Source organism: Amycolatopsis sp. NPDC034160 (assembly GCF_055575355.1).
Genome location: NZ_JBVISU010000016.1, coordinates 163,496 through 180,993, shown reverse-complemented (window position 1 = coordinate 180,993; position 17,498 = coordinate 163,496). Strand labels below are relative to the sequence as shown.

At 68.8% G+C, this 17,498-nt stretch carries 17 protein-coding genes and 2 tRNA genes; 9 read left to right on the top strand and 10 right to left on the bottom strand.

The window, feature by feature from the left end; all coding sequences use genetic code 11:
• Window positions 1-48 precede the first annotated feature (48 nt).
• Complete coding sequence (locus ACZ54P_RS28525; RefSeq protein ID WP_465464654.1) at window positions 49-435, top strand: hypothetical protein; 387 nt, start codon at window positions 49-51, stop codon at window positions 433-435.
• On the opposite strand, the gene ACZ54P_RS28520 is transcribed toward ACZ54P_RS28525, so the two are convergent.
• Together ACZ54P_RS28520 and ACZ54P_RS28515 are read right to left on the bottom strand one after the other, a co-directional pair.
• Window positions 428-616: a hypothetical protein gene (locus tag ACZ54P_RS28520; RefSeq protein ID WP_465464653.1), complete on the bottom strand. Its 189-nt coding sequence runs from the start codon at window positions 614-616 to the stop codon at window positions 428-430. The two genes, ACZ54P_RS28525 and ACZ54P_RS28520, sit on opposite strands and share 8 nt — an antisense overlap.
• 77 nt (window positions 617-693) lie before the next feature.
• Entirely contained in the window at window positions 694-1,236 is a 543-nt protein-coding gene (locus tag ACZ54P_RS28515) for a type 1 glutamine amidotransferase domain-containing protein (protein WP_465464652.1), read from the bottom strand.
• A 98-nt stretch (window positions 1,237-1,334) separates the two neighbouring features.
• On the opposite strand from ACZ54P_RS28515, the gene ACZ54P_RS28510 reads away from it, so the two are divergent.
• Window positions 1,335-2,342, top strand: a complete 1,008-nt coding sequence (locus ACZ54P_RS28510) for a DNA topoisomerase IB (protein WP_465464651.1) — start codon at window positions 1,335-1,337, stop codon at window positions 2,340-2,342.
• Here ACZ54P_RS28510 and ACZ54P_RS28505 read toward each other — a convergent pair.
• Complete coding sequence (locus tag ACZ54P_RS28505) at window positions 2,325-3,914, bottom strand: SpoIIE family protein phosphatase (RefSeq protein ID WP_465464650.1); 1,590 nt, start codon at window positions 3,912-3,914, stop codon at window positions 2,325-2,327. The two genes, ACZ54P_RS28510 and ACZ54P_RS28505, sit on opposite strands and share 18 nt — an antisense overlap.
• A 130-nt stretch (window positions 3,915-4,044) precedes the next feature.
• On the opposite strand from ACZ54P_RS28505, the gene ACZ54P_RS28500 reads away from it, so the two are divergent.
• Window positions 4,045-8,763 carry a HAMP domain-containing protein gene (locus ACZ54P_RS28500; protein ID WP_465464649.1) on the top strand — a complete coding sequence of 1,573 codons (4,719 nt, stop codon included), beginning with the start codon at window positions 4,045-4,047 and terminating at the stop codon, window positions 8,761-8,763.
• Window positions 8,764-8,915: 152 nt separating this feature from the next.
• On the opposite strand, the gene ACZ54P_RS28495 is transcribed toward ACZ54P_RS28500, so the two are convergent.
• Window positions 8,916-8,989, bottom strand: a tRNA-Gly gene (locus tag ACZ54P_RS28495).
• A gap of 94 nt (window positions 8,990-9,083) precedes the next feature.
• Between ACZ54P_RS28495 and ACZ54P_RS28490 the strand changes: the two genes are divergently transcribed.
• The 3 genes from ACZ54P_RS28490 (at window position 9,084) to ACZ54P_RS28480 (ending at window position 10,977) form a co-directional block, all read left to right on the top strand.
• A tRNA-Pro gene (locus tag ACZ54P_RS28490) sits at window positions 9,084-9,160 on the top strand.
• A gap of 98 nt (window positions 9,161-9,258) precedes the next feature.
• Window positions 9,259-9,699: a GNAT family N-acetyltransferase gene (locus ACZ54P_RS28485; protein ID WP_465464648.1), complete on the top strand. Its 441-nt coding sequence runs from the start codon at window positions 9,259-9,261 to the stop codon at window positions 9,697-9,699.
• A 51-nt stretch (window positions 9,700-9,750) separates the two neighbouring features.
• The gene (locus ACZ54P_RS28480) at window positions 9,751-10,977 is read left to right on the top strand and encodes an RNA polymerase sigma factor (RefSeq protein WP_465464647.1); all 1,227 of its coding nucleotides are present in this window, start codon (window positions 9,751-9,753) and stop codon (window positions 10,975-10,977) included.
• A gap of 3 nt (window positions 10,978-10,980) precedes the next feature.
• Here ACZ54P_RS28480 and ACZ54P_RS28475 read toward each other — a convergent pair whose 3' ends face one another.
• The 3 genes from ACZ54P_RS28475 to ACZ54P_RS28465 are packed head-to-tail and all read right to left on the bottom strand — an operon-like array spanning window position 10,981 to window position 12,932.
• A complete protein-coding gene (locus ACZ54P_RS28475) occupies window positions 10,981-11,607 on the bottom strand; it encodes a hypothetical protein (protein ID WP_465464646.1) in 627 nt (208 codons plus the stop codon).
• Between the two features lie 2 nt (window positions 11,608-11,609).
• Window positions 11,610-12,053, bottom strand: coding sequence for a nuclear transport factor 2 family protein (locus tag ACZ54P_RS28470; protein WP_465464645.1), 444 nt, complete (start codon window positions 12,051-12,053; stop codon window positions 11,610-11,612).
• Window positions 12,054-12,056: 3 nt separating this feature from the next.
• Window positions 12,057-12,932 carry an LLM class F420-dependent oxidoreductase gene (locus tag ACZ54P_RS28465; protein ID WP_465464644.1) on the bottom strand — a complete coding sequence of 292 codons (876 nt, stop codon included), beginning with the start codon at window positions 12,930-12,932 and terminating at the stop codon, window positions 12,057-12,059.
• A gap of 130 nt (window positions 12,933-13,062) precedes the next feature.
• Here ACZ54P_RS28465 and ACZ54P_RS28460 point away from each other — a divergent pair, with 130 nt between their 5' ends.
• Entirely contained in the window at window positions 13,063-13,833 is a 771-nt protein-coding gene (locus ACZ54P_RS28460) for a hypothetical protein (RefSeq protein ID WP_465464643.1), read from the top strand.
• A gap of 110 nt (window positions 13,834-13,943) precedes the next feature.
• Here ACZ54P_RS28460 and ACZ54P_RS28455 read toward each other — a convergent pair whose 3' ends face one another.
• Both ACZ54P_RS28455 and ACZ54P_RS28450 read right to left on the bottom strand, forming a co-directional pair.
• On the bottom strand, window positions 13,944-14,753 hold the full coding sequence (locus ACZ54P_RS28455; protein WP_465464642.1) for an Fpg/Nei family DNA glycosylase: 810 nt from the start codon (window positions 14,751-14,753) through the stop codon (window positions 13,944-13,946).
• Between the two features lies 1 nt (window position 14,754).
• Entirely contained in the window at window positions 14,755-15,228 is a 474-nt protein-coding gene (locus ACZ54P_RS28450; protein ID WP_465464641.1) for a ribose-5-phosphate isomerase, read from the bottom strand.
• 45 nt (window positions 15,229-15,273) lie between these two features.
• Here ACZ54P_RS28450 and ACZ54P_RS28445 point away from each other — a divergent pair, with 45 nt between their 5' ends.
• A complete protein-coding gene (locus ACZ54P_RS28445; protein ID WP_465464640.1) occupies window positions 15,274-15,993 on the top strand; it encodes a 2-phosphosulfolactate phosphatase in 720 nt (239 codons plus the stop codon).
• On the top strand, window positions 15,990-16,793 hold the full coding sequence (locus ACZ54P_RS28440) for an MBL fold metallo-hydrolase (RefSeq protein ID WP_465464639.1): 804 nt from the start codon (window positions 15,990-15,992) through the stop codon (window positions 16,791-16,793). The genes ACZ54P_RS28445 and ACZ54P_RS28440 overlap by 4 nt, the downstream gene beginning before the upstream one ends.
• A gap of 11 nt (window positions 16,794-16,804) precedes the next feature.
• Here the strand turns inward: ACZ54P_RS28440 and ACZ54P_RS28435 are convergent, their stop codons facing one another.
• The gene (locus tag ACZ54P_RS28435) at window positions 16,805-17,425 is read right to left on the bottom strand and encodes a mycothiol-dependent nitroreductase Rv2466c family protein (RefSeq protein ID WP_465464638.1); all 621 of its coding nucleotides are present in this window, start codon (window positions 17,423-17,425) and stop codon (window positions 16,805-16,807) included.
• Window positions 17,426-17,498: the final 73 nt, after the last annotated feature.

Sequence of the window (17,498 nt, the reverse complement as noted above, 5' to 3'; positions counted from 1 at the left end):
CGCCCGCCCGACCGGGATGTCCACTGTGGACGATGATGGGAGACGGCGATGACCTACCTCAACGACCCGCGTGAGCCGCAGGAGGAGATCGTCGAGCAGACACCTGCCCGAATCCGCGTCGTCCGCGTCGTCAACGCCATCGTCCACGCGGTGTGCTGGATCTTCGCGCTGGTACTGCTCGTGCACATCCTGCTCGTCTTCGGCGAGGCCAATCCCGGCAACGGGTTCGCGCAGCTGATCGACCAGTGGTCGCGCGGGGTCTCGCTCGGGCTGCGCAATCTGTTCACCCCGGACGGCCCCAAACTCCGCACTCTGCTCAACGACGGTCTCGCCGCCTTGCTGTGGCTGATCATCGGCGGCGTGGTGACCGATCTGGTCTCACGGATCGGCCTGCCGGGCCCGAAGCGCGTCTGGTACCGGCGGACCCTCAGCTGAGGGAGCCCGGTCTCCCCTGCGGGACGTCACCGGCCTGGGCCTGCTCGGCCTGGGCATCGGTGACGTTCGCGGCGGTGGAAGTCTCCATCGCCTGCTGGGCGGAGTTCTCCTGGCCGGACCCCGGTTCGGTGTCGAAATGCTCACGGCACCAACGGCCGTAGCGTCTGGCATGCACGGTCATCGCGGCACCTCCTTCTCTGCCACCAAGGGTCCTCCAGCGAAGTCACGGGCGCCAGTCGATTTCGCCGCGCCCGAAGGTCATTTCCCGAATTCCGACACGATCGCGGCGCAGAAGGCGGGCAGGTCGCCGGGGTTCCGGCTGGAGATCAGGCCGTTGTCGTTGACGACCTCCTGGTCGACGACGGTCCCGCCGGCGTTGCGGATGTCGGTGCGCACGCTGGGATAGGACGTGAGCGTGCGGCCGCGGACGACGTCGGCCTCGACCAGCGTCCACGGCCCGTGGCAGATGACCCCGACCGGTTTGCCACTGTTCACGAAATCGCGGACGAATCGGACCGCGTTCTCGTCGGCGCGCAGATTGTCGGGATTCATCGTGCCACCGGGGAGGACGAGCGCGTCGAAGTCGTCGACCGAGACGTCCTTGACGACCCGGTCCACCGTGAACTTGTCGGCCTTGTCGATGTCACCGTTCATGGCCTGGATCTCGCCGGGTTCCAGCGAGACGACTTCGGCCGTGGCCCCCGCGTCGGTGACCGCCTTCCGCGGTTCGACCAGTTCGACCTGTTCCACGCCGTCCGCCGCCAGGATGGCCACGCGGCGTCCGTTCAGCGATGTCGTCATGGGTTTCCCTCCTTGGGTCGTCTTCGCCCCCGGACTACCCCGCGCCGGCCGCGCCGAACCATGGGCATGGATCACGGTCACCCGGGTATTCCCCGCGCATGCGACTTCGGCGAGCGAACCTCGGGTCCCCCGGCATCCAGAGGCGGCGCAGGGGTCGCGGCTTCGGCTATCTGACCACCGACGGCGAGCCGCTGACGGACAAGGACACGATCGAGCGAATCACCGCGCTGGCGATTCCGCCCGCCTGGCGGCGCGTGTGGATCTCCCCGCACGAGAACGACCACATCCAGGCCGTCGGAGTGGACGACGCCGGACGGCGCCAGTACCTCTACCACCCCGAGTGGCGACGAGCCCGGGACGAAGAGAAGCACGAACGCGTCCTCGCCTTGGCGCGGAAACTCCCCCGGCTCCGCGAAGCCGTCCAGGAAGATCTCGACTCCCGGGGCCTCACTCGCGAACGCGTCCTCGCCGGGGCACTGCGGATGATCGACCTCGGCGTGTTCCGGACCGGCGGCGAGAGCTACGCCGACGAGCACGGCACGCACGGGGTGGCGACACTGCTGTGCGAACACGTCGAACTCCGCGGTGAATGCCTTGTCTGCGACTACCCGGCGAAGCACGGGATCCAGCGGAAGGTGCGGTTGCGCGACGACAGTCTCGTGCGGCTGGTCCGCTCGCTCCGGCGGGTCCGCGGCGGTGACATCCGCCTGCTCGCCTATCGCAACGGGGCGGGCTGGCACGAGGTGAAGGCCGACGACATCAACGAACGGCTCAAGGAACTCGCGGGCGAGGACTTCACCGCGAAGGATCTGCGGACCTGGAACGCCACCGTGCTCGCCGCTTCGGCCTTCGCGAACACGGAAAAGCCCGCCAGCGAACGAGGGTTGAAGCGCGTCGAGAAGGCGGTGATGACGGAAGTCGCCGAAGGACTCGGCAATACGCCCGCGGTCGCGAGACGGTCCTATGTGGACCCGAGGGTGATCGAGGCGTACGAAAAGGACCGGACCATCGAACGCGCGGTACGGCGGGCCGCGAAGGTGTCCGATCCGAACGAGGCGCGGACGATCGTCGAACGCGCGGTGGTGCGGCTACTCGGCGGCTCGTGAGACCGGCGCGGTGGCCTCGATGGCGAGGACGGCGATGTCGTCGTGCGTCCCGCTGCCGAGCCACTCCCGCACCGCGGAACGCACCCGGCGGACCACTTCGCGACCGGAGAGGCCCCGGCAGCCGATCAGCAGTTCACGCAGCCGTTCGTCCCCGAACAGGTCCGACGGCCGCTCGTGATGGCGTGCCTCGGTGATGCCGTCGGTGTAGAGCAGGCAGACGTCACCCTCGGCCAGCCGGATGGTCGTCTCGGCGAACCGGGCCTGCGGGGAGATCCCGACCAGGGTGCCGGGCAGGGTGATCTCGTCGACCCCGCCGTGGCGGCGCACCACCAGCGGCGCGGGATGCCCGCCCGAGGCCAGGGTGAGGGCGGGCCCGTCGTCCCCGGCCAGCACCGAACCGAGCACCAGTGTCGCGAACCGGCCACTGCCGCCGCTGATCAGCAGGGCGTTGAGCAGGCTCAGCAGCGTGGTGCCGTCCTGTTCGACGAGGTTGAGCGCGGCGATGGTCTGCCGGACCCGGCCGGTGAGCGCGGCCGCCTCGGCGCCCTTGCCGCAGACGTCGCCGAGCACGAAGGTCGCGCCGCCGTCCTCACGCGGCAGGACGTCGTAGAAGTCGCCGCCGACGTCGAGCAGCCCGCCCGAGGGCTCGTACCAGACGTCGAACTTGACGCCGGGGACCTCCGGCGGCGGCGTCGGGCGCAGCGTGGTCTCCAGGCCGCGGGTGGCCTCTTCCTGGCGGGCGTAGCGGTGCGCGTTCGCCAGGGCCGTCCCGGCCGCGCGAGCGAATTCGACCACCGCGCGCGGGTGGTCCTCGCCGAACGCGGGCGCGCCGCGCCTGCCGAACACGACCGCGCCGGTGACCCCGGCGCCGCCGTCGAGCCCCAGTGAGACCACGGTCACCGACGGATGGACGGAGAGCCGCTCCGCGACGACCGCGGGCAGCGTCGCGACCTCCTCCTCCGGGACGGTCTTGATCTGGGGTTCCTCGGTGGAGGCGAAGGTTCCGGCCAGGACCGGCGCCAGCTGGGCCGGGACACGGCGAATGCGGCCGTGCCCGTGGGTGGAGCGGCGGTCGCAGCTCCACCACTCCCACCGGCCGCGGGTGGTCGGCAGCAGGACGAACACGCAGTCGGCGAGTTCGGCGGCGGCGAGTTCGGCGATCACCTTCGCCGTCCCGTGCCGTCCCCGCGCGGAGGCGAGCCGGGGCGCCGAAGCGGCGAGGAAGCCGTCCACGCGCGGGCCGTCGGCGGCGACCTCGGAGGTCACTGTCCACGCGTGCCAGCCGCCGGGCAGCGTCCGGATCCGCGCCGGGAACCGGCGGCCGGTGTGCTCGACGTGGCCGACCTCGGGGCCTTCCGCGGTCAGCACCGGGCGGCCGCCACCGAACAGCTCACGGGCGGCGGGATTCGACCAGCGCAGCGCGCCGTCGACGTCCTGCACGAGCACGGCGTCACGCACGTCTTCGAGCAGCTCGCGCCAGAACCTCCCGGATTCGGGCAGCGCGCCCTCACTCGCCCCTGCCGACGGCTCCAAGGGGAGCGACGTCGAGGCCGGGGCCGGCCGTGACACCATTCCCGGACCTCCTCCTGCCTGGCGGGTAGCGCAGCGTGAGCGGGCGGACTGGCTCGAAGTGTAGGTCGAATCATGGCACGCTGATGCGACGACCATGGCTTGGCATGCGTGGTGGAGAGGGTCGACACAGATGACACAGCACTCCCAAAGGCACCGGACCCCCGTGGAAGGTGGTGGCGTTCAGGTGGATGAAGCGACCCTGGAACGCCTGCTCGCGGCGGCCCGTGACCTCGGGGACGGCAACTTCCGGCGGCGGTTCGTGGCGCACGGTGACGGGCTCGCGGCCCAGCTCGCGGGCGCTTTCAACGACATCGCCGAACGCAACCAGCGGCTGGTGGCCGAACTCCTGCGCGTCCGCGAGGCGGTCGGCAAGGAAGGCAGGCTGACCGAGCGCGTCGCGGCCGAGATCGGTCCCGGCGGCTGGGCGACCGCGGTCGACGTGGTGAACGGGCTGATCGAGGACGTGAGCAGGCCCACTGCCGAGCTCAACCGGGTCCTCGGCGCGGTGGCCGAGGGTGATCTGTCCGAGACGATGCCGCTGGAAGTCGGCGGGCGGCCGCTGCAAGGTCAGTTCTTCGAGGTCGCCAAAACGCTGAACGGCCTGATCAAGCAGCTGTCACGCTTCGCGACCGAAGTCACCAGAGTGGCCCGTGAGATCGCCACGGAAGGCCGTCTCGGCGGCCAGGCCGAGGTTCCCGGCGTGGCGGGCACCTGGCGTGATCTGACCGACAACGTCAACGTCATGGCCAGCAACCTGACCGACCAGGTCCGCAACATCGCCCAGGTCACCACCGCGGTGGCACGCGGCGACCTGACCCAGAAGATCAACGTCGACGCGCGCGGCGAGATCCTGGAGCTCAAGAACACCGTCAACATCATGGTCGACCAGCTCTCGGCCTTCGCCGACGAAGTCACCCGCGTCTCCCGAGAGGTCGGCAGTGAAGGCCGTCTCGGTGGTCAGGCGCAGGTTCCCGGCGCGGCCGGCACGTGGCGCGACCTCACCGATTCGGTGAACCTGATGGCGGACAACCTGACCGACCAGGTCCGCAACATCGCCCAGGTGGCCACGGCGGTGGCGAAGGGCGACCTGTCGCAGAAGATCAACGTCGACGCCAAGGGCGAGATCCTCGAACTCAAGAACACCCTGAACACCATGGTCGACCAGCTCTCGGCGTTCGCCGACGAGGTCACGCGCGTGGCGCGCGAGGTCGGCAGCGAAGGCCGCCTCGGCGGACAGGCCGAGGTCCCCGGCGTGGCGGGCACGTGGCGCGGGCTCACCGACTCGGTGAACCAGATGGCGGACAACCTCACCCACCAGGTCCGCAACATCGCCCAGGTCACCACCGCCGTCGCGAAGGGCGACCTGACGCAGAAGATCACGGTCGACGCCCGCGGCGAGATCCTCGAACTGAAGACGACCGTCAACACGATGGTCGACCAGCTTTCGGCCTTCGCCGACGAGGTCACGCGCGTGGCGCGCGAAGTCGGCACGGAAGGTCAGCTCGGCGGGCAGGCGCAGGTCCCCGGCGTCGCCGGGACGTGGCGCGACCTCACCGGGTCGGTCAACTTCATGGCGAACAACCTCACCGCGCAGGTCCGCAACATCGCCCAGGTGGCGACCGCGGTGGCGAAGGGCGACCTGTCGCAGAAGATCGCCGTCGACGCGCGCGGCGAGATCCTCGAACTCAAGAACACGCTGAACACCATGGTCGACCAGCTGTCGGCGTTCGCCGACGAGGTCACGCGCGTGGCGCGCGAGGTCGGCAGCGACGGGCGGCTCGGCGGTCAGGCACAGGTGCCCGGTGTCGCCGGTACCTGGAAGGACCTCACCGACAACGTCAACTTCATGGCGAAGAACCTGACCGACCAGGTCCGCAACATCGCCCAGGTCACCACGGCGGTGGCGAAGGGCGACCTGACGCAGAAGATCATCGTCGACGCGCGCGGCGAGATCCTGGAGCTCAAGAACACCGTCAACACGATGGTCGACCAGCTCTCGGCCTTCGCCGACGAAGTCACCCGTGTCTCCCGTGAGGTGGGCACGGAAGGCAAGCTCGGCGGCCAGGCGCAGGTGCGCGGCGTCGCGGGGACCTGGAAGGACCTCACCGACAACGTCAACGTCATGGCCGACAACCTCACCGATCAGGTGCGGAGCATCGCCACGGTGACGACGGCGGTGGCGAACGGCGACCTGTCGAAGAAGATCTCGATCGACGCGCAGGGCGAGGTCGCCGTGCTCGCCGAGACGATCAACAGCATGGTCGAGACGCTGCGCGCGTTCGCCGACGAAGTCACCCGGGTCGCCCGTGAGGTGGGCACCGAAGGCATCCTCGGCGGCCAGGCCCGCGTGCCGAACGTGGCGGGCACGTGGAAGGCGTTGACGGACAACGTGAACGTCATGGCCGACAACCTGACCGGCCAGGTCCGCAGCATCGCGACCGTGACCACCGCGGTGGCGCAGGGCGATCTTTCGAAGAAGATCGACATCGACGCCCGCGGCGAGATCCTCGAACTCAAGACGACCATCAACACGATGGTCGACCAGCTGTCGTCCTTCGCCTCCGAAGTCACCCGGGTCGCGCGCGAAGTCGGCACCGACGGCACGCTCGGCGGCCAGGCGGAGGTGCCCGGCGTCGCCGGCACGTGGTCGCGGCTGACCGAGAGCGTGAACCAGCTGGCCGGGAACCTGACCACACAGGTGCGGGCGATCGCCCAGGTGGCCACCGCGGTGACCGCGGGCGATCTGACCCGCCACATCACCGTCGACGCGTCCGGGGAGGTGGCCGAACTCAAGGACAACATCAACCAGATGATCGCGAACCTGAAGGAGACCACCCGCGCCAACCGCGAACAGGACTGGCTCAAGACCAACCTCGCCCGGCTGTCCGCGCTCATGCAGGGTCACCGCGATCTCGCGTCCGTGGCGTCGCTGATCCTCAGTGAGCTGACGCCGCTCGTGTCCGCGCAGCAGGGCGCGTTCTTCCTCACTCGCGAAGACGAGCAAGAGGAAACCGTCCTGGAGAGCATCGCCACCTACGGGCTGGCGAAGTCACAGGCGGGCCTGCGGTTCGCCCCCGGCGAGTCGCTCATCGGACAGGCCGCGGTCGACCGCCGCACGATCCTGGTCCACGAGGCCCCGCCGGAGTACGCGCTGATCTCTTCCGGCCTGGGTTCGGCCGCCCCGGTCAACGTGATCGTGCTGCCGCTGCTGTTCCAGGGCGAGGTGCTCGGCGTGCTGGAACTGGCGACGATCAACGCCTTCAGCACCGTCCACATCGACCTCCTGGAGCAGCTGAAGGAGACCATCGCGGTCAACGTCAGCACCATCCAGTCCAACTCCCGCACCGAGGCGCTGCTGACCGAATCCCAGCGCCTGGCACAGGAACTGCGCGCGCGGTCCGAGCAGTTGCAGGCGCAGCAACGGGAACTGCGCCGGTCCAACACCGATCTGGCGGAGAAGGCGGCACTGCTGGCCCAGCAGAACCGCGACATCGAGGTCAAGAACAGCGAGATCGAGCAGGCCCGGCAGGAACTCGAAGAGCGCGCCGGGCAGCTGACCATGGCGTCGCAGTACAAGTCCGAGTTCATGGCGAACATGTCGCACGAGCTGCGGACCCCGCTCAACAGCGCGCTGATCCTGGCGAAACTGCTCTCGGAGAACCCGGACGGGAACCTGACGGAGAAACAGGTCCAGTTCGCGCGCACGATCTACTCGGCCGGCAGCGACCTGCAGCAGCTGATCAACGACATCCTCGACATGGCCAAGGTCGAGGCCGGTCACCTGGACCTGCAGATGTCCGACGTGACGCTGCCCGAACTCGTCGAGTACGTCGAATCGATCTGCCGTCCGCTCACCTCGGACAAGGGCCTGGAGTTCGCCGTCCTGATCGACCCGCCGGTGCCGTCGTCGATCCACACCGACGAACACCGCCTGCAGCAGGTGCTGCGGAACCTGCTGTCCAACGCGGCGAAGTTCACCGACGAGGGCGGTGTCCGCCTGCACATCCGGATGGCCGACCCGAGCGAGGTCGAAGCCGACTCGCTCCGCCAAGCCCCCGGCGTCCTCGCGTTCGCCGTCGAAGACACCGGGATCGGCATCGCGCCGGACAAACTCGCGATCATCTTCGACGCGTTCCGCCAGGCCGACGGCACCACCAGCCGCAAGTACGGCGGCACCGGGCTGGGCCTGTCGATCAGCCAGCAGCTGACGGAACTGCTCGGCGGCGAACTCCGCGTCCGCAGCGAGCCGGGTAAGGGCAGCACGTTCACCCTGTACCTGCCGGTGAGCGCGTCGAACCTCGTCGTCCCGACCACGCAGGCGAGCGGGGTCCCGCTGATCATGGCCGTCCCGCCGGTGACCCCGGTGAAGCCGTCGCTGCGGTTCCACGGCGAGAAGATCCTGATCGTCGACGATGACCTGCGCAACGTCTTCGCGCTGGCCGCCGTGCTGGAACGCAACGGGCTGGAGGTCATCTACGCCGAGACCGGCGTCGCGGGCATCCGGGCACTGGAACGGCACGAGGACACCGCGCTCGTCCTGATGGACGTGATGATGCCCGAACTGGACGGCAACGCCACCATCACCGCCATCCGCGCCGAAGCCGCACACGAAGACCTTCCTGTGATCGCCGTCACAGCGAAGGCGACCGCGGAGGACAAGGCCCGGACGCTGGCTTCGGGAGCGGACGACTACGTGACCAAGCCTGTCGACACCGACAAGCTCTTGGACCTGATCGCGGCCCATCTGGAGGCGGACGCGGCCTCCAGCGGCCTCTCACAGGTCGCCGTGGCCGCCGCCGAGGACTCCGGGGACTCCACCGACGGCGACGGCAGCACTGGCACGAGCTGAGGCCGCGGCAGGGCGTCGGTCAGGTCTCGTGAGTGGTAATGACGGTTCTAACCGTCATTACCACTCACGAGCCCAACGCTGGTCCGGACACGAAAGAACCCGCAGGCCAGGGCCTGCGGGTTCGGCTGTGGAGCTGTGGAGCTGTGGAGCTGTGGAGCGGGTGACGGGAATCGAACCCGCGTAGCTAGTTTGGAAGACTAGGGCTCTACCATTGAGCTACACCCGCATGCTCCCGGAGTACCGGGTGCGAAATCAGTTTAGCGTCACCCGCTAGGCTGTGCGCACACCCCCCGGGAGATCCGGCCGCGGGGAGTGTGACCCGGGATGTGGCGCAGCTTGGTAGCGCATCCGCTTTGGGAGCGGAGGGTCGCAGGTTCAAATCCTGTCATCCCGACCAAAGGTCTTCGACCTGTGAGTTTCACCCCTGATCGGGCTCGGCTGGCCCGGTTCGGAAGCCGGCGCGGCGGCCAGCGACCCTCCGCTTTAATGAGGATCATGAAGATCCGCCACGCCCTCGACACCGACGCCCCCGCCGTGACCACGCTGCTGGCCGAGCTGGGTTATCCGGACAACGACGTGGAGGACGTGCGCCGCCGGATCGAGCGCTGGTCGCGTCATCCCGAAGGTGCCGCGTTCGTCGCCGAATCGGACGGCACGGTGGTCGGTGTCGTCGCGGTGGTCGCGATCCCGCTTTTCGAGCGGGAAGGCTCGGCGGGCCGCATCGTGGCCTTGGTGGTGGACGAGACCCAGCGCGGTACCGGGGTCGGACGTGAGCTGGTCGCCGCGGCGGAAGCGGAGGCGCTGCGCTGGGGCTGCGACGCCATAGAGGTCACCAGTTCCCGCCACCGGACCGGCGCGCACGCCTTCTACCGCGCGCGGGGCTACGAGGACCGCTGCGAACGAAGTGCCCGGTTCACGCGACAGCTGGACGCCTGACCTGCTCCCGGATACCGCATTTAGAGGACTAAATGCGGTAAGACTGGCGTCGTGAATGTGGAACGCCAGGTGGAAGCGCTGCTCAGGGAGCTGGCGCCGCAGGTCATCGGTCTGCTGGCGCGGCGGCACGGGCAGTTCGACGCCTGCGAGGACGCCGTCCAGGAGGCCCTGCTTTCGGCCGCGCAGCAATGGCCGGAGCAGGGCATCCCGGACAACCCGAAGTCCTGGCTCGCGACGGTGGCTTCACGGCGGCTGGTGGACGAGTGGCGCAGCGAGAGCGCGCGGCGGCGGCGCGAGGAGAACTCCGCGCTGATGGACCCGGCCGAGCCAGGCGAACCGTGCACTGTGTCCGATTCGGACGACACCCTCACCGTCCTTTTCCTGTGCTGCCACCCTTCCTTGTCCGCGCCGTCGCAACTCGCGCTCACGCTGCGCGCGGTCGGCGGCCTGACCACCGGCGAGATCGCGAGTGCGTTCCTGGTCGGAGAATCGACGCTGGCCCAGCGCGTCAGCCGCGCGAAACAGACCATCAAGAAGGCGGGCGCGGAGTTCGTCCTGCCGCCGCCCGCCGAGCTCGCCGAACGCCTCCGCGTCGTCCTCCACGTGCTGTATCTGATGTTCAACGAGGGCTACACGAGCAGCGGCGGCCCCGAGCTGCACCGCGCCGACCTGACCGCCGAGGCCGTGCGGCTGACCCGCCTCCTGCACCGGTTGATGCCCGACGAGGACGAGGTCACCGGCCTGCTCGCGCTCATGCTGCTGACCGACGCCCGCCGCGCCGCCCGGACCGGCGACGACGGCTCGCTCATCCCTCTCGCCGATCAGGACCGCTCACGGTGGGACGCCGGGATGATCACCGAAGGGGTCTCGCTGGTGAGCGGGGCGCTCGAAGCCGGGCCTGTCGGGCCCTATCAGGTACAGGCCGCGATCGCCGCCGTCCACGACGAAGCGGCCACCGCGGCCGACACCGACTGGTCCCAGATCCTTGCGCTCTATGACGTCCTCGAGAAGGTTTCGCCTGGACCGGTCGTCACGCTCAACCGCGCCGTCGCGGTCGCCGAGGTCCACGGCCCGGAAGCGGGCCTCGAACTGCTCTCCACCCTCGACGACGACAGCCGGATGAGCCAGACTCACCGGCTCGATTCCGTACGAGGACATCTACTGGAACTGGCGGGCGACACCGGCGCCGCGCGGGAGGCCTACCTGCGGGCCGCCGGGAAGACCGCGAGCGAACCCGAAAAGCGATACCTGACGCTTCGGGCGCAGCGGCTCTCCTGAAACTCACATGCGCAGATGCGGCAGCAGGCGGCCGATCACCGCGGTGTAGTCGGATCGGGCTTCGATGGCGCGGGGCACATCGTCGAACGTAGTCACCGAACTCGGACACACCCGGATCCCGGGCAGGACGAAGGTGTCGAGCAGGCGTTTGCTGTCGGCGTCGTAGGCCTTGTAGGTGTACTGGACACCGGTGACCGCGACGGAGAGGGGCGGCTTCCCTTGTCGCTCGTACCCGTCGCAGGTGGCTACTTGCTTGTTGGTCGGTTTCGGGTATTCGCAGACCACCACCTGCACGGCTCCCTGCTGGGACGTGCCCATCGGCAGATGCTGAGCGGCCGTGCTGGTGTGGTCGCTCATGCCCTTGTCGTCGACCTCGAAATAGGCCAGCCGATGCGGGCCGGACGGCGTGCGCGGCTCCGTTTTCCCGTCGAGGCCGGACGGGGAGCGCACGCGATCCGATTCCGCGGTCTCCGGACAGAAAGCCAGGGGTGGCTCCGCTGTCGTCGCCGGTGCCGAAGGCGGCGGGCTGGGTGCCGCCGGAAGCGGTTCTTCCCGGGACCTCACCACGACGGCGGCGACCACGCCCGCGGCCACGACGGCCAAGAGCATGATCACGAGCCGCCGTCGCATGGTCAGCTCTCTTGACGGGCCGTGGCCATCGCGCGTTCGGTCTCCCAGAACGCCCGCATCGACACGATCAGCCCGTCTTCGCGTACCCGGTAGACGAAAACGCCGTCGGTGTCGACGCGATAGCCACCGGGCAGGTACGTCGTGATCGTGCCGACGTTCGCGACCTCGTCACCGGCCGCGTGCGAATCGCGGATGGTGAACTGGAAGCGTTCGACGTTCGCGATCGTCTTGTCCCAGAAGGCACTGATGCCGTCGTGGCCGTGGTGCCCTTTGCCTTCTTCGTCGAACATGGACGGACCGATCGGGTCCTCGACGACGGCGTCCCCGGCGAAGAGTTCCAGCCACGCGGCCTTGTCCCCGGCGGTGACGGCGGTCATCGACCGGAACGCGGCCTGGCGTGCGGGCGGCTGCGTGGCGGCCGGATCCCAGCAGACGTCGACACCCATGGCTCAGTCTCCGATCTTCGCGATGATCTCGTCGCCGAACTTCTTGATGGAATCGAGCTTCGGGCCGACTTCGGCGTCGAAACCGAGGCCGTCGAACACCCACGGCATGGTGATGATGTCGGTGACGCCGATGTCGCCCTGCTCGCGGTAACCGTCGAGGCCGAACTTGTCGATGCAGACGGCCTGGTACTCGAACGGGTCTTCGGCGCGGCCCTGTTCGGCCAGCAATGCACGCAACCGGGCGATGGTGTCGCGGAGGTCGTCGAACTTCATCATCGCCGACGACCAGCCGTCGCCGACGCGCGCGGCCCGGCGCAACGCGACCTCGGTGTGGCCGCCGATGTAGAACGGCACCCGCGACGGTGGCGTCGGGCTCATCCGGAGCTTGTCGAAGTCGAAGAACTCGCCGTGAAACTCGACCATCCCGCCGTCGAGGATCAGGCGCAGCACGTCGATGGCCTCGTCCACGCGCTTGCCGCGCTTCTCATACGGCGCGCCGCACCAACGGAACTCCTCCGGCGACCAGCCGACGCCGAGCCCGAGACCGAAGCGGCCACCGGTCAGCGCCGCGACCGTGTTGACCTGGCGCGCCAGCAGCACCGGGTTGCGGGAACCGAGTTTGAGCACGGAGGTGTAGAAGGTGAGCCGTTCGGTGACCGCGCCCATCGACGCGGCCGCCACCAGCGGATCGGCCCAGGGCGTCTCCTCGGTCCAGAACCGGCTGCCGTCGGGCGTGTACGGATAGTCGGCCGAAACGGTTTCGGAGTAGAACAGGGAATCCGGGAGCGCGATCGAGGAGAATCCGGCCTCTTCGGCGGCGCGGGCGAGCTCGCCCAGCTGATCGAGCGGATTCATCGCGATCGACAGGGTGAACTTCATGAGGTCGAACTATAACGTGTTCTAGTTTCGCCCGCCAGTGGTCGCGGTGACCGGCAGCACTGGCGGGAACCCCCGACACAGGGTCCGCGTTGTCCGTAGCAAAAGGCCGAACGATTCCTGGAGTGAACCCATGGGCACCGCGATCTTCCTGATCGTGCTCCTCGCCGTCGTGGTCGGCGGCGGTATCTACTTCGCGAAATCCCAGGCGGCGGCCAAAAAGCGCCAGCTGGACGACGCGAAGGCGGACGCACGGCGCCTCGTCGAGCGACTCGGCGGTCAGGTCATGAACATCACCGGCACGGACACCGCTTCCCAGCAGGCGATGGCGGACGCGTCCGAACGCTTCACCGCGGCGGGTTCCCAGATGGAACAGGCGCAGACCGTCGAGCAGGCCCGGCTGGTGCGTGAGACCGCCATCGAGGGCCTCTATTACGTCCGCGCGGCCCGGCTCGCGATGGGCATGGATCCCGGTCCGGAACTGCCCGGCAGCGAAGAGCGCGACCGCGCCGGCAAGGTCACCGAGTACCGCTCGGTCGACGTCGAAGGCGAGCACTACGAGGCCTCGCCGGATCCGAGCCAGCGGACGCCGCACTACTACCCCGGCGGGCGAGTGGCAGGCCGTCCGGTGCCGCAGGGCTGGTACAGCGAGCCGTGGTGGAAGCCCGCGCTCGTCGCCGGTGCCTGGGGCCTCGGATCGATGCTGCTGTTCAGCGCGATGTTCTCCGGGATGGCCGGGGTCGCGAGTGCGTCGGCCTGGGAGTCGGGCTACGACGCGGGCCAGGAAGACGCGGCCGCGGACGCGGGTGGCGACGCCGGGGGCGACATGGGCGCGGACGCCGGTGGCTTCGATGGCGGCGGTTTTGACGGTGGCGGCTTCGACGGAGGCGGGTTCGACTTTTAGCCCGCTTAGGTCTTTTCAAGCGCTATGAAAGGTCCTTTCCTTGCAAATTTTGCAAGGAAAGGACCTTTCATAGCATTCGGGACCAGTGGCACGGACGAGACAGAAGCGCGTCAAGCGGGCTGGCAGGTCGGGCACCAGAAGAGGTTCCGCGCGGCCAGGTCGCTGCGCAGCACCGCCGTCCCGCAGACCAGGCACGGCAGCCCTTCGCGGCGATAGACGTAGACCTCGCCCCCGTGCCGGTCCTGCCGCGGCGCGCGGCCGGTGACCCCGGGCAGGTGTTCCGGCGCGACCGTGTCGATCCGTCCCACCCGGACACCGTGCCGCATGAGCGTCACGAGATCCGCCCAAATGTCGTCCCACAGCCCGCGGTCGAGCGCGCGGCCGGGCAGGAGCGGGGCGACACCGTGCCGGAACAACACTTCGGCGCGGTACACGTTGCCGACCCCGGACAGCACCGACTGGTCCATCAGCAACGCCGCGATTGAGGTCTTGGACCGCGAGATCCGCTCCCACGCCTTGTCCGGCTTCGCGTCACGGCGCAGCGGATCCGGGCCCAGCCGGGCCTTGATCGCGTCGACCTGGGGCGCGTCGAGCAGTTCGCACCGGGTCGGGCCGCGCAGGTCGGCGGAATGCGTCGGGCCGACCAGCCGCATCCGCACCTGTCCCACCGGATCCGAAACCGGCAAGGCGTCGTCGGAGAAGGTGCCGTAGAGGCCGAGGTGGACGTGCACCGTCCCGTGTGGACCGTAGTCGTGGAACAGGTGCTTCCCGTACGCCTCCGCCTTCACCAACACGCGGCCGTCCAAACGGGACGCTTCGGCGGCGAACCGTCCCTGCGGGCTGCTCACTTCGACCGGGTGACCGGCGAAACGGCGCTTGTGCAGACGGGCGAGGCGATGGAGCGTGTGCCCCTCGGGCATGTCAGTGCTCGGGCAGCGGCGGCGGCCAGCCGGTGTTCTCGTAGTCGACGATCTGCTGGACCCGGCGGCCGTGGCGCTCGTCCGGGCTCGGCGGGGTCGCGAGGAACGCCTCGACGATCTCGGTCGCCTCTTCGGCGGTGTGCATCCGCGCGCCGACGCCGATCAGCTGGGCGTGGTTGTGCTCGCGGGTGAGCTTCGCGGTCTCGACGCTCCACGCGAGGCCGGCGCGAGCGCCCTTCACCTTGTTGGCCGCGATCTGCTCGCCGTTGCCGGAACCGCCGACGACGATGCCGAGGCTGCCCTCGTCCGCGACGACCCGGCGGGCCGCCTCGATGCAGAAGGCCGGGTAGTCGTCCGCCGCGTCGTAGACGAAGGGACCGACGTCCTCGACGTCGTGACCCTGCTCTTTGAGGTGGGCCACGAGGTGGTTCTTCAGTTCGAAACCGGCATGGTCAGAGCCAAGGTAAACACGCACGGTGCGGAGTCTGCCATCACGTTCGCCGGCGAGCATGCTGTGGGGGTGGACATCAGACTCGAATGGGGAACGGAAGGAGTCGGCGCGCTGGGCGCGGACTGCGCCGTTCTCGTCATCGTCGACGTACTTTCCTTCTGCACCACAACGGATCTCGTCCTCGGCAACGGCGGAAGGGTGCTGCCCGTCCGCTGGCGCGATCGGCGTGGCGCGGACGCCGCGAAGGAGCGAGGCGCCGTCCTCGCGGGTGAACGCGAGTGGAGTCTGCGCCCTTCGTCTGTGACGGAAATCCCTTCCGGCACCCTCCTCGCGCTCCCCTCCCCCAACGGCGCCACGCTCTGCGACGCCGCCGCCACGACCGGTGCCGTCGTGCTGGCGGATTGCCTGCGCAACGCGAGAGCCGTCGCCGCGCATGCGGCGGAACTGGCGGACGGACGTCCGATCGGGGTCATCCCGGCCGGGGAACGCTGGGGCATCGACCTCCACACCGAAGCCAAGACGTTCGAGCCGCTGCGGCCGTGTGTCGAGGATCAGCTCGGCGCGGGAGCGATCGTCGCCGCGCTGGACGGCTACGGCCGCATGTCCGCCGAAGCCCGCCTCGCGGCCGTCGCCGCCGAAGCGACCGACATCCCCCGAGCACTGGCAGAGTGCTTTTCGGGGCGAGAACTCGCCGCGGCCGGGCACGGGAACGACGTGACCCTGGCCGCGCGACTCGATACGAGCAGCACGGCTCCGGTGCTGCGCAACGGAATTCTGGAGGACCTGTGACTTGGCTCGAACTCGCGGACGGCGTCTACGCCCGTCGCTACGAGGAGCTGGACCTGACCGTCGGGCTGGTCGTCGGAAGGGAACGCTGCCTGGTCGTCGACGTCCGAGGTGACGTCGACCAGGGCGCCGAACTCGCCGCGGCGGTGCGGGAGATCACTCCGCTGCCGTGGTCGGTCGTCTACACCCACGCGCATTTCGACCACGCCTTCGGCACGACGGCTTTCCTGCCGTGCGAGGTCTGGGCGCACGAAGCGTGCCTGACCGAGCTGACCACGTACGGCGAAAGCTCCCGCCAGAAGTGGATGGAGCACTACCTCGAGGAAAACCGGCCCGAAATGGCGAAGGCGCTGGAACGCACCGATCTCACCATGCCGGACAGGCTGGTCACCGACACCGCCGAGATCGACCTGGGCGGTCGCGAGGTCGTGCTGCGGTTCCTCGGCCACGCCCACACCGACCACGATTTGTTCGTGCACGTGCCCGACGCCGGCGTCCTCTACGCGGGCGACGCCGTCGAGAACGCCGAAGCAGGCTTCAGCGCGTTCTCCTTCAACGACGGCAGCTCACTGACCGGATGGCAGGACGTGATGGACGCGATCCTCGCGCTGGAACCGAGGATCGTCGTCGCCGGGCACGGAGACCCGGTCGACACCGCGTTCGTCGCGAAGCACCGCGATGGGCTGCGCGAACTCGTCGCGCTCAAAACGCGGCTCAAGGCAGGAGACCTCACGACGGACGAAGCCGTCGCGAAGTCCCCCTACCCCGACGATGTCACCAGGGCCGCGCTGGAGACCCCCTAGCTTTCGACGACTCAGTCGAAGTTCAGGTCCCCGCTCCGGGTGCGCTTAAGTTCGAAGAAGTCCGGGTAGCTCGCGAGCGCGCGGGCGCCGTCGAAGATCTTGACGGCGTCCTCGCCACGCGGGATCGAGCTGAGCACCGGGCCGAAGAAGGCGACGCCGTCGATGTGGATGGTCGGGGTGCCGACGTCCATTCCGACGGGATTCATACCTTCGTAGTGACTCTTTTTCAGCGCCTCGTCGTACTCGGTCGACTCCGCAGCCGCGGCCAGTTCGGCCGGGGCGCCGATGGCTTCGAGGGTCTCCTTGATGACCTTCGGGATGTCCTTGTCGCCCTGGTTGTGGTGGCGCGTGCCGAACTCGGTGTAGAAGTCGCGCAGGGCCTCCTCGCCGTTCTTCTGCGCCAGCGCGGTCGCGACGCGGACCGGGCCCCAGCCCTGGCTCAACAGGTCCTTGTACTGCTCAGGCAGGTCCTCGCGACCGCTGTTGAGCTCGGACAGGCTCATGATCCGGAAGCGCAGATCGAGCGAGCGGTGCTTTTCCACTTCGAGGATCCAGCGCGAGCTGATCCAGGCGAAGGGACAGATCGGGTCGAAGTAGAAGTCGACCTTGGTCATCTCGGACGGGGCGGTCATCAAGTTCTCCCAATGCCATCGTCTGGTGGAGCGGTGCCTACAGAGTGCTACACAGCGAGCCAACATCGCGGCC

Coding starts and splice junctions, on each gene's coding strand:
- ACZ54P_RS28525 (WP_465464654.1), top strand. CDS start 49: ATGACCTACCTCAACGACCCGCGTGAGCCGCAGGAGGAGATCGTCGAG.
- ACZ54P_RS28520 (WP_465464653.1), bottom strand. CDS start 616: ATGACCGTGCATGCCAGACGCTACGGCCGTTGGTGCCGTGAGCATTTC.
- ACZ54P_RS28515 (WP_465464652.1), bottom strand. CDS start 1,236: ATGACGACATCGCTGAACGGACGCCGCGTGGCCATCCTGGCGGCGGAC.
- ACZ54P_RS28510 (WP_465464651.1), top strand. CDS start 1,335: ATGCGACTTCGGCGAGCGAACCTCGGGTCCCCCGGCATCCAGAGGCGG.
- ACZ54P_RS28505 (WP_465464650.1), bottom strand. CDS start 3,914: ATGGTGTCACGGCCGGCCCCGGCCTCGACGTCGCTCCCCTTGGAGCCG.
- ACZ54P_RS28500 (WP_465464649.1), top strand. CDS start 4,045: ATGACACAGCACTCCCAAAGGCACCGGACCCCCGTGGAAGGTGGTGGC.
- ACZ54P_RS28485 (WP_465464648.1), top strand. CDS start 9,259: ATGAAGATCCGCCACGCCCTCGACACCGACGCCCCCGCCGTGACCACG.
- ACZ54P_RS28475 (WP_465464646.1), bottom strand. CDS start 11,607: ATGCGACGGCGGCTCGTGATCATGCTCTTGGCCGTCGTGGCCGCGGGC.
- ACZ54P_RS28470 (WP_465464645.1), bottom strand. CDS start 12,053: ATGGGTGTCGACGTCTGCTGGGATCCGGCCGCCACGCAGCCGCCCGCA.
- ACZ54P_RS28465 (WP_465464644.1), bottom strand. CDS start 12,932: ATGAAGTTCACCCTGTCGATCGCGATGAATCCGCTCGATCAGCTGGGC.
- ACZ54P_RS28460 (WP_465464643.1), top strand. CDS start 13,063: ATGGGCACCGCGATCTTCCTGATCGTGCTCCTCGCCGTCGTGGTCGGC.
- ACZ54P_RS28455 (WP_465464642.1), bottom strand. CDS start 14,753: ATGCCCGAGGGGCACACGCTCCATCGCCTCGCCCGTCTGCACAAGCGC.
- ACZ54P_RS28435 (WP_465464638.1), bottom strand. CDS start 17,425: ATGACCGCCCCGTCCGAGATGACCAAGGTCGACTTCTACTTCGACCCG.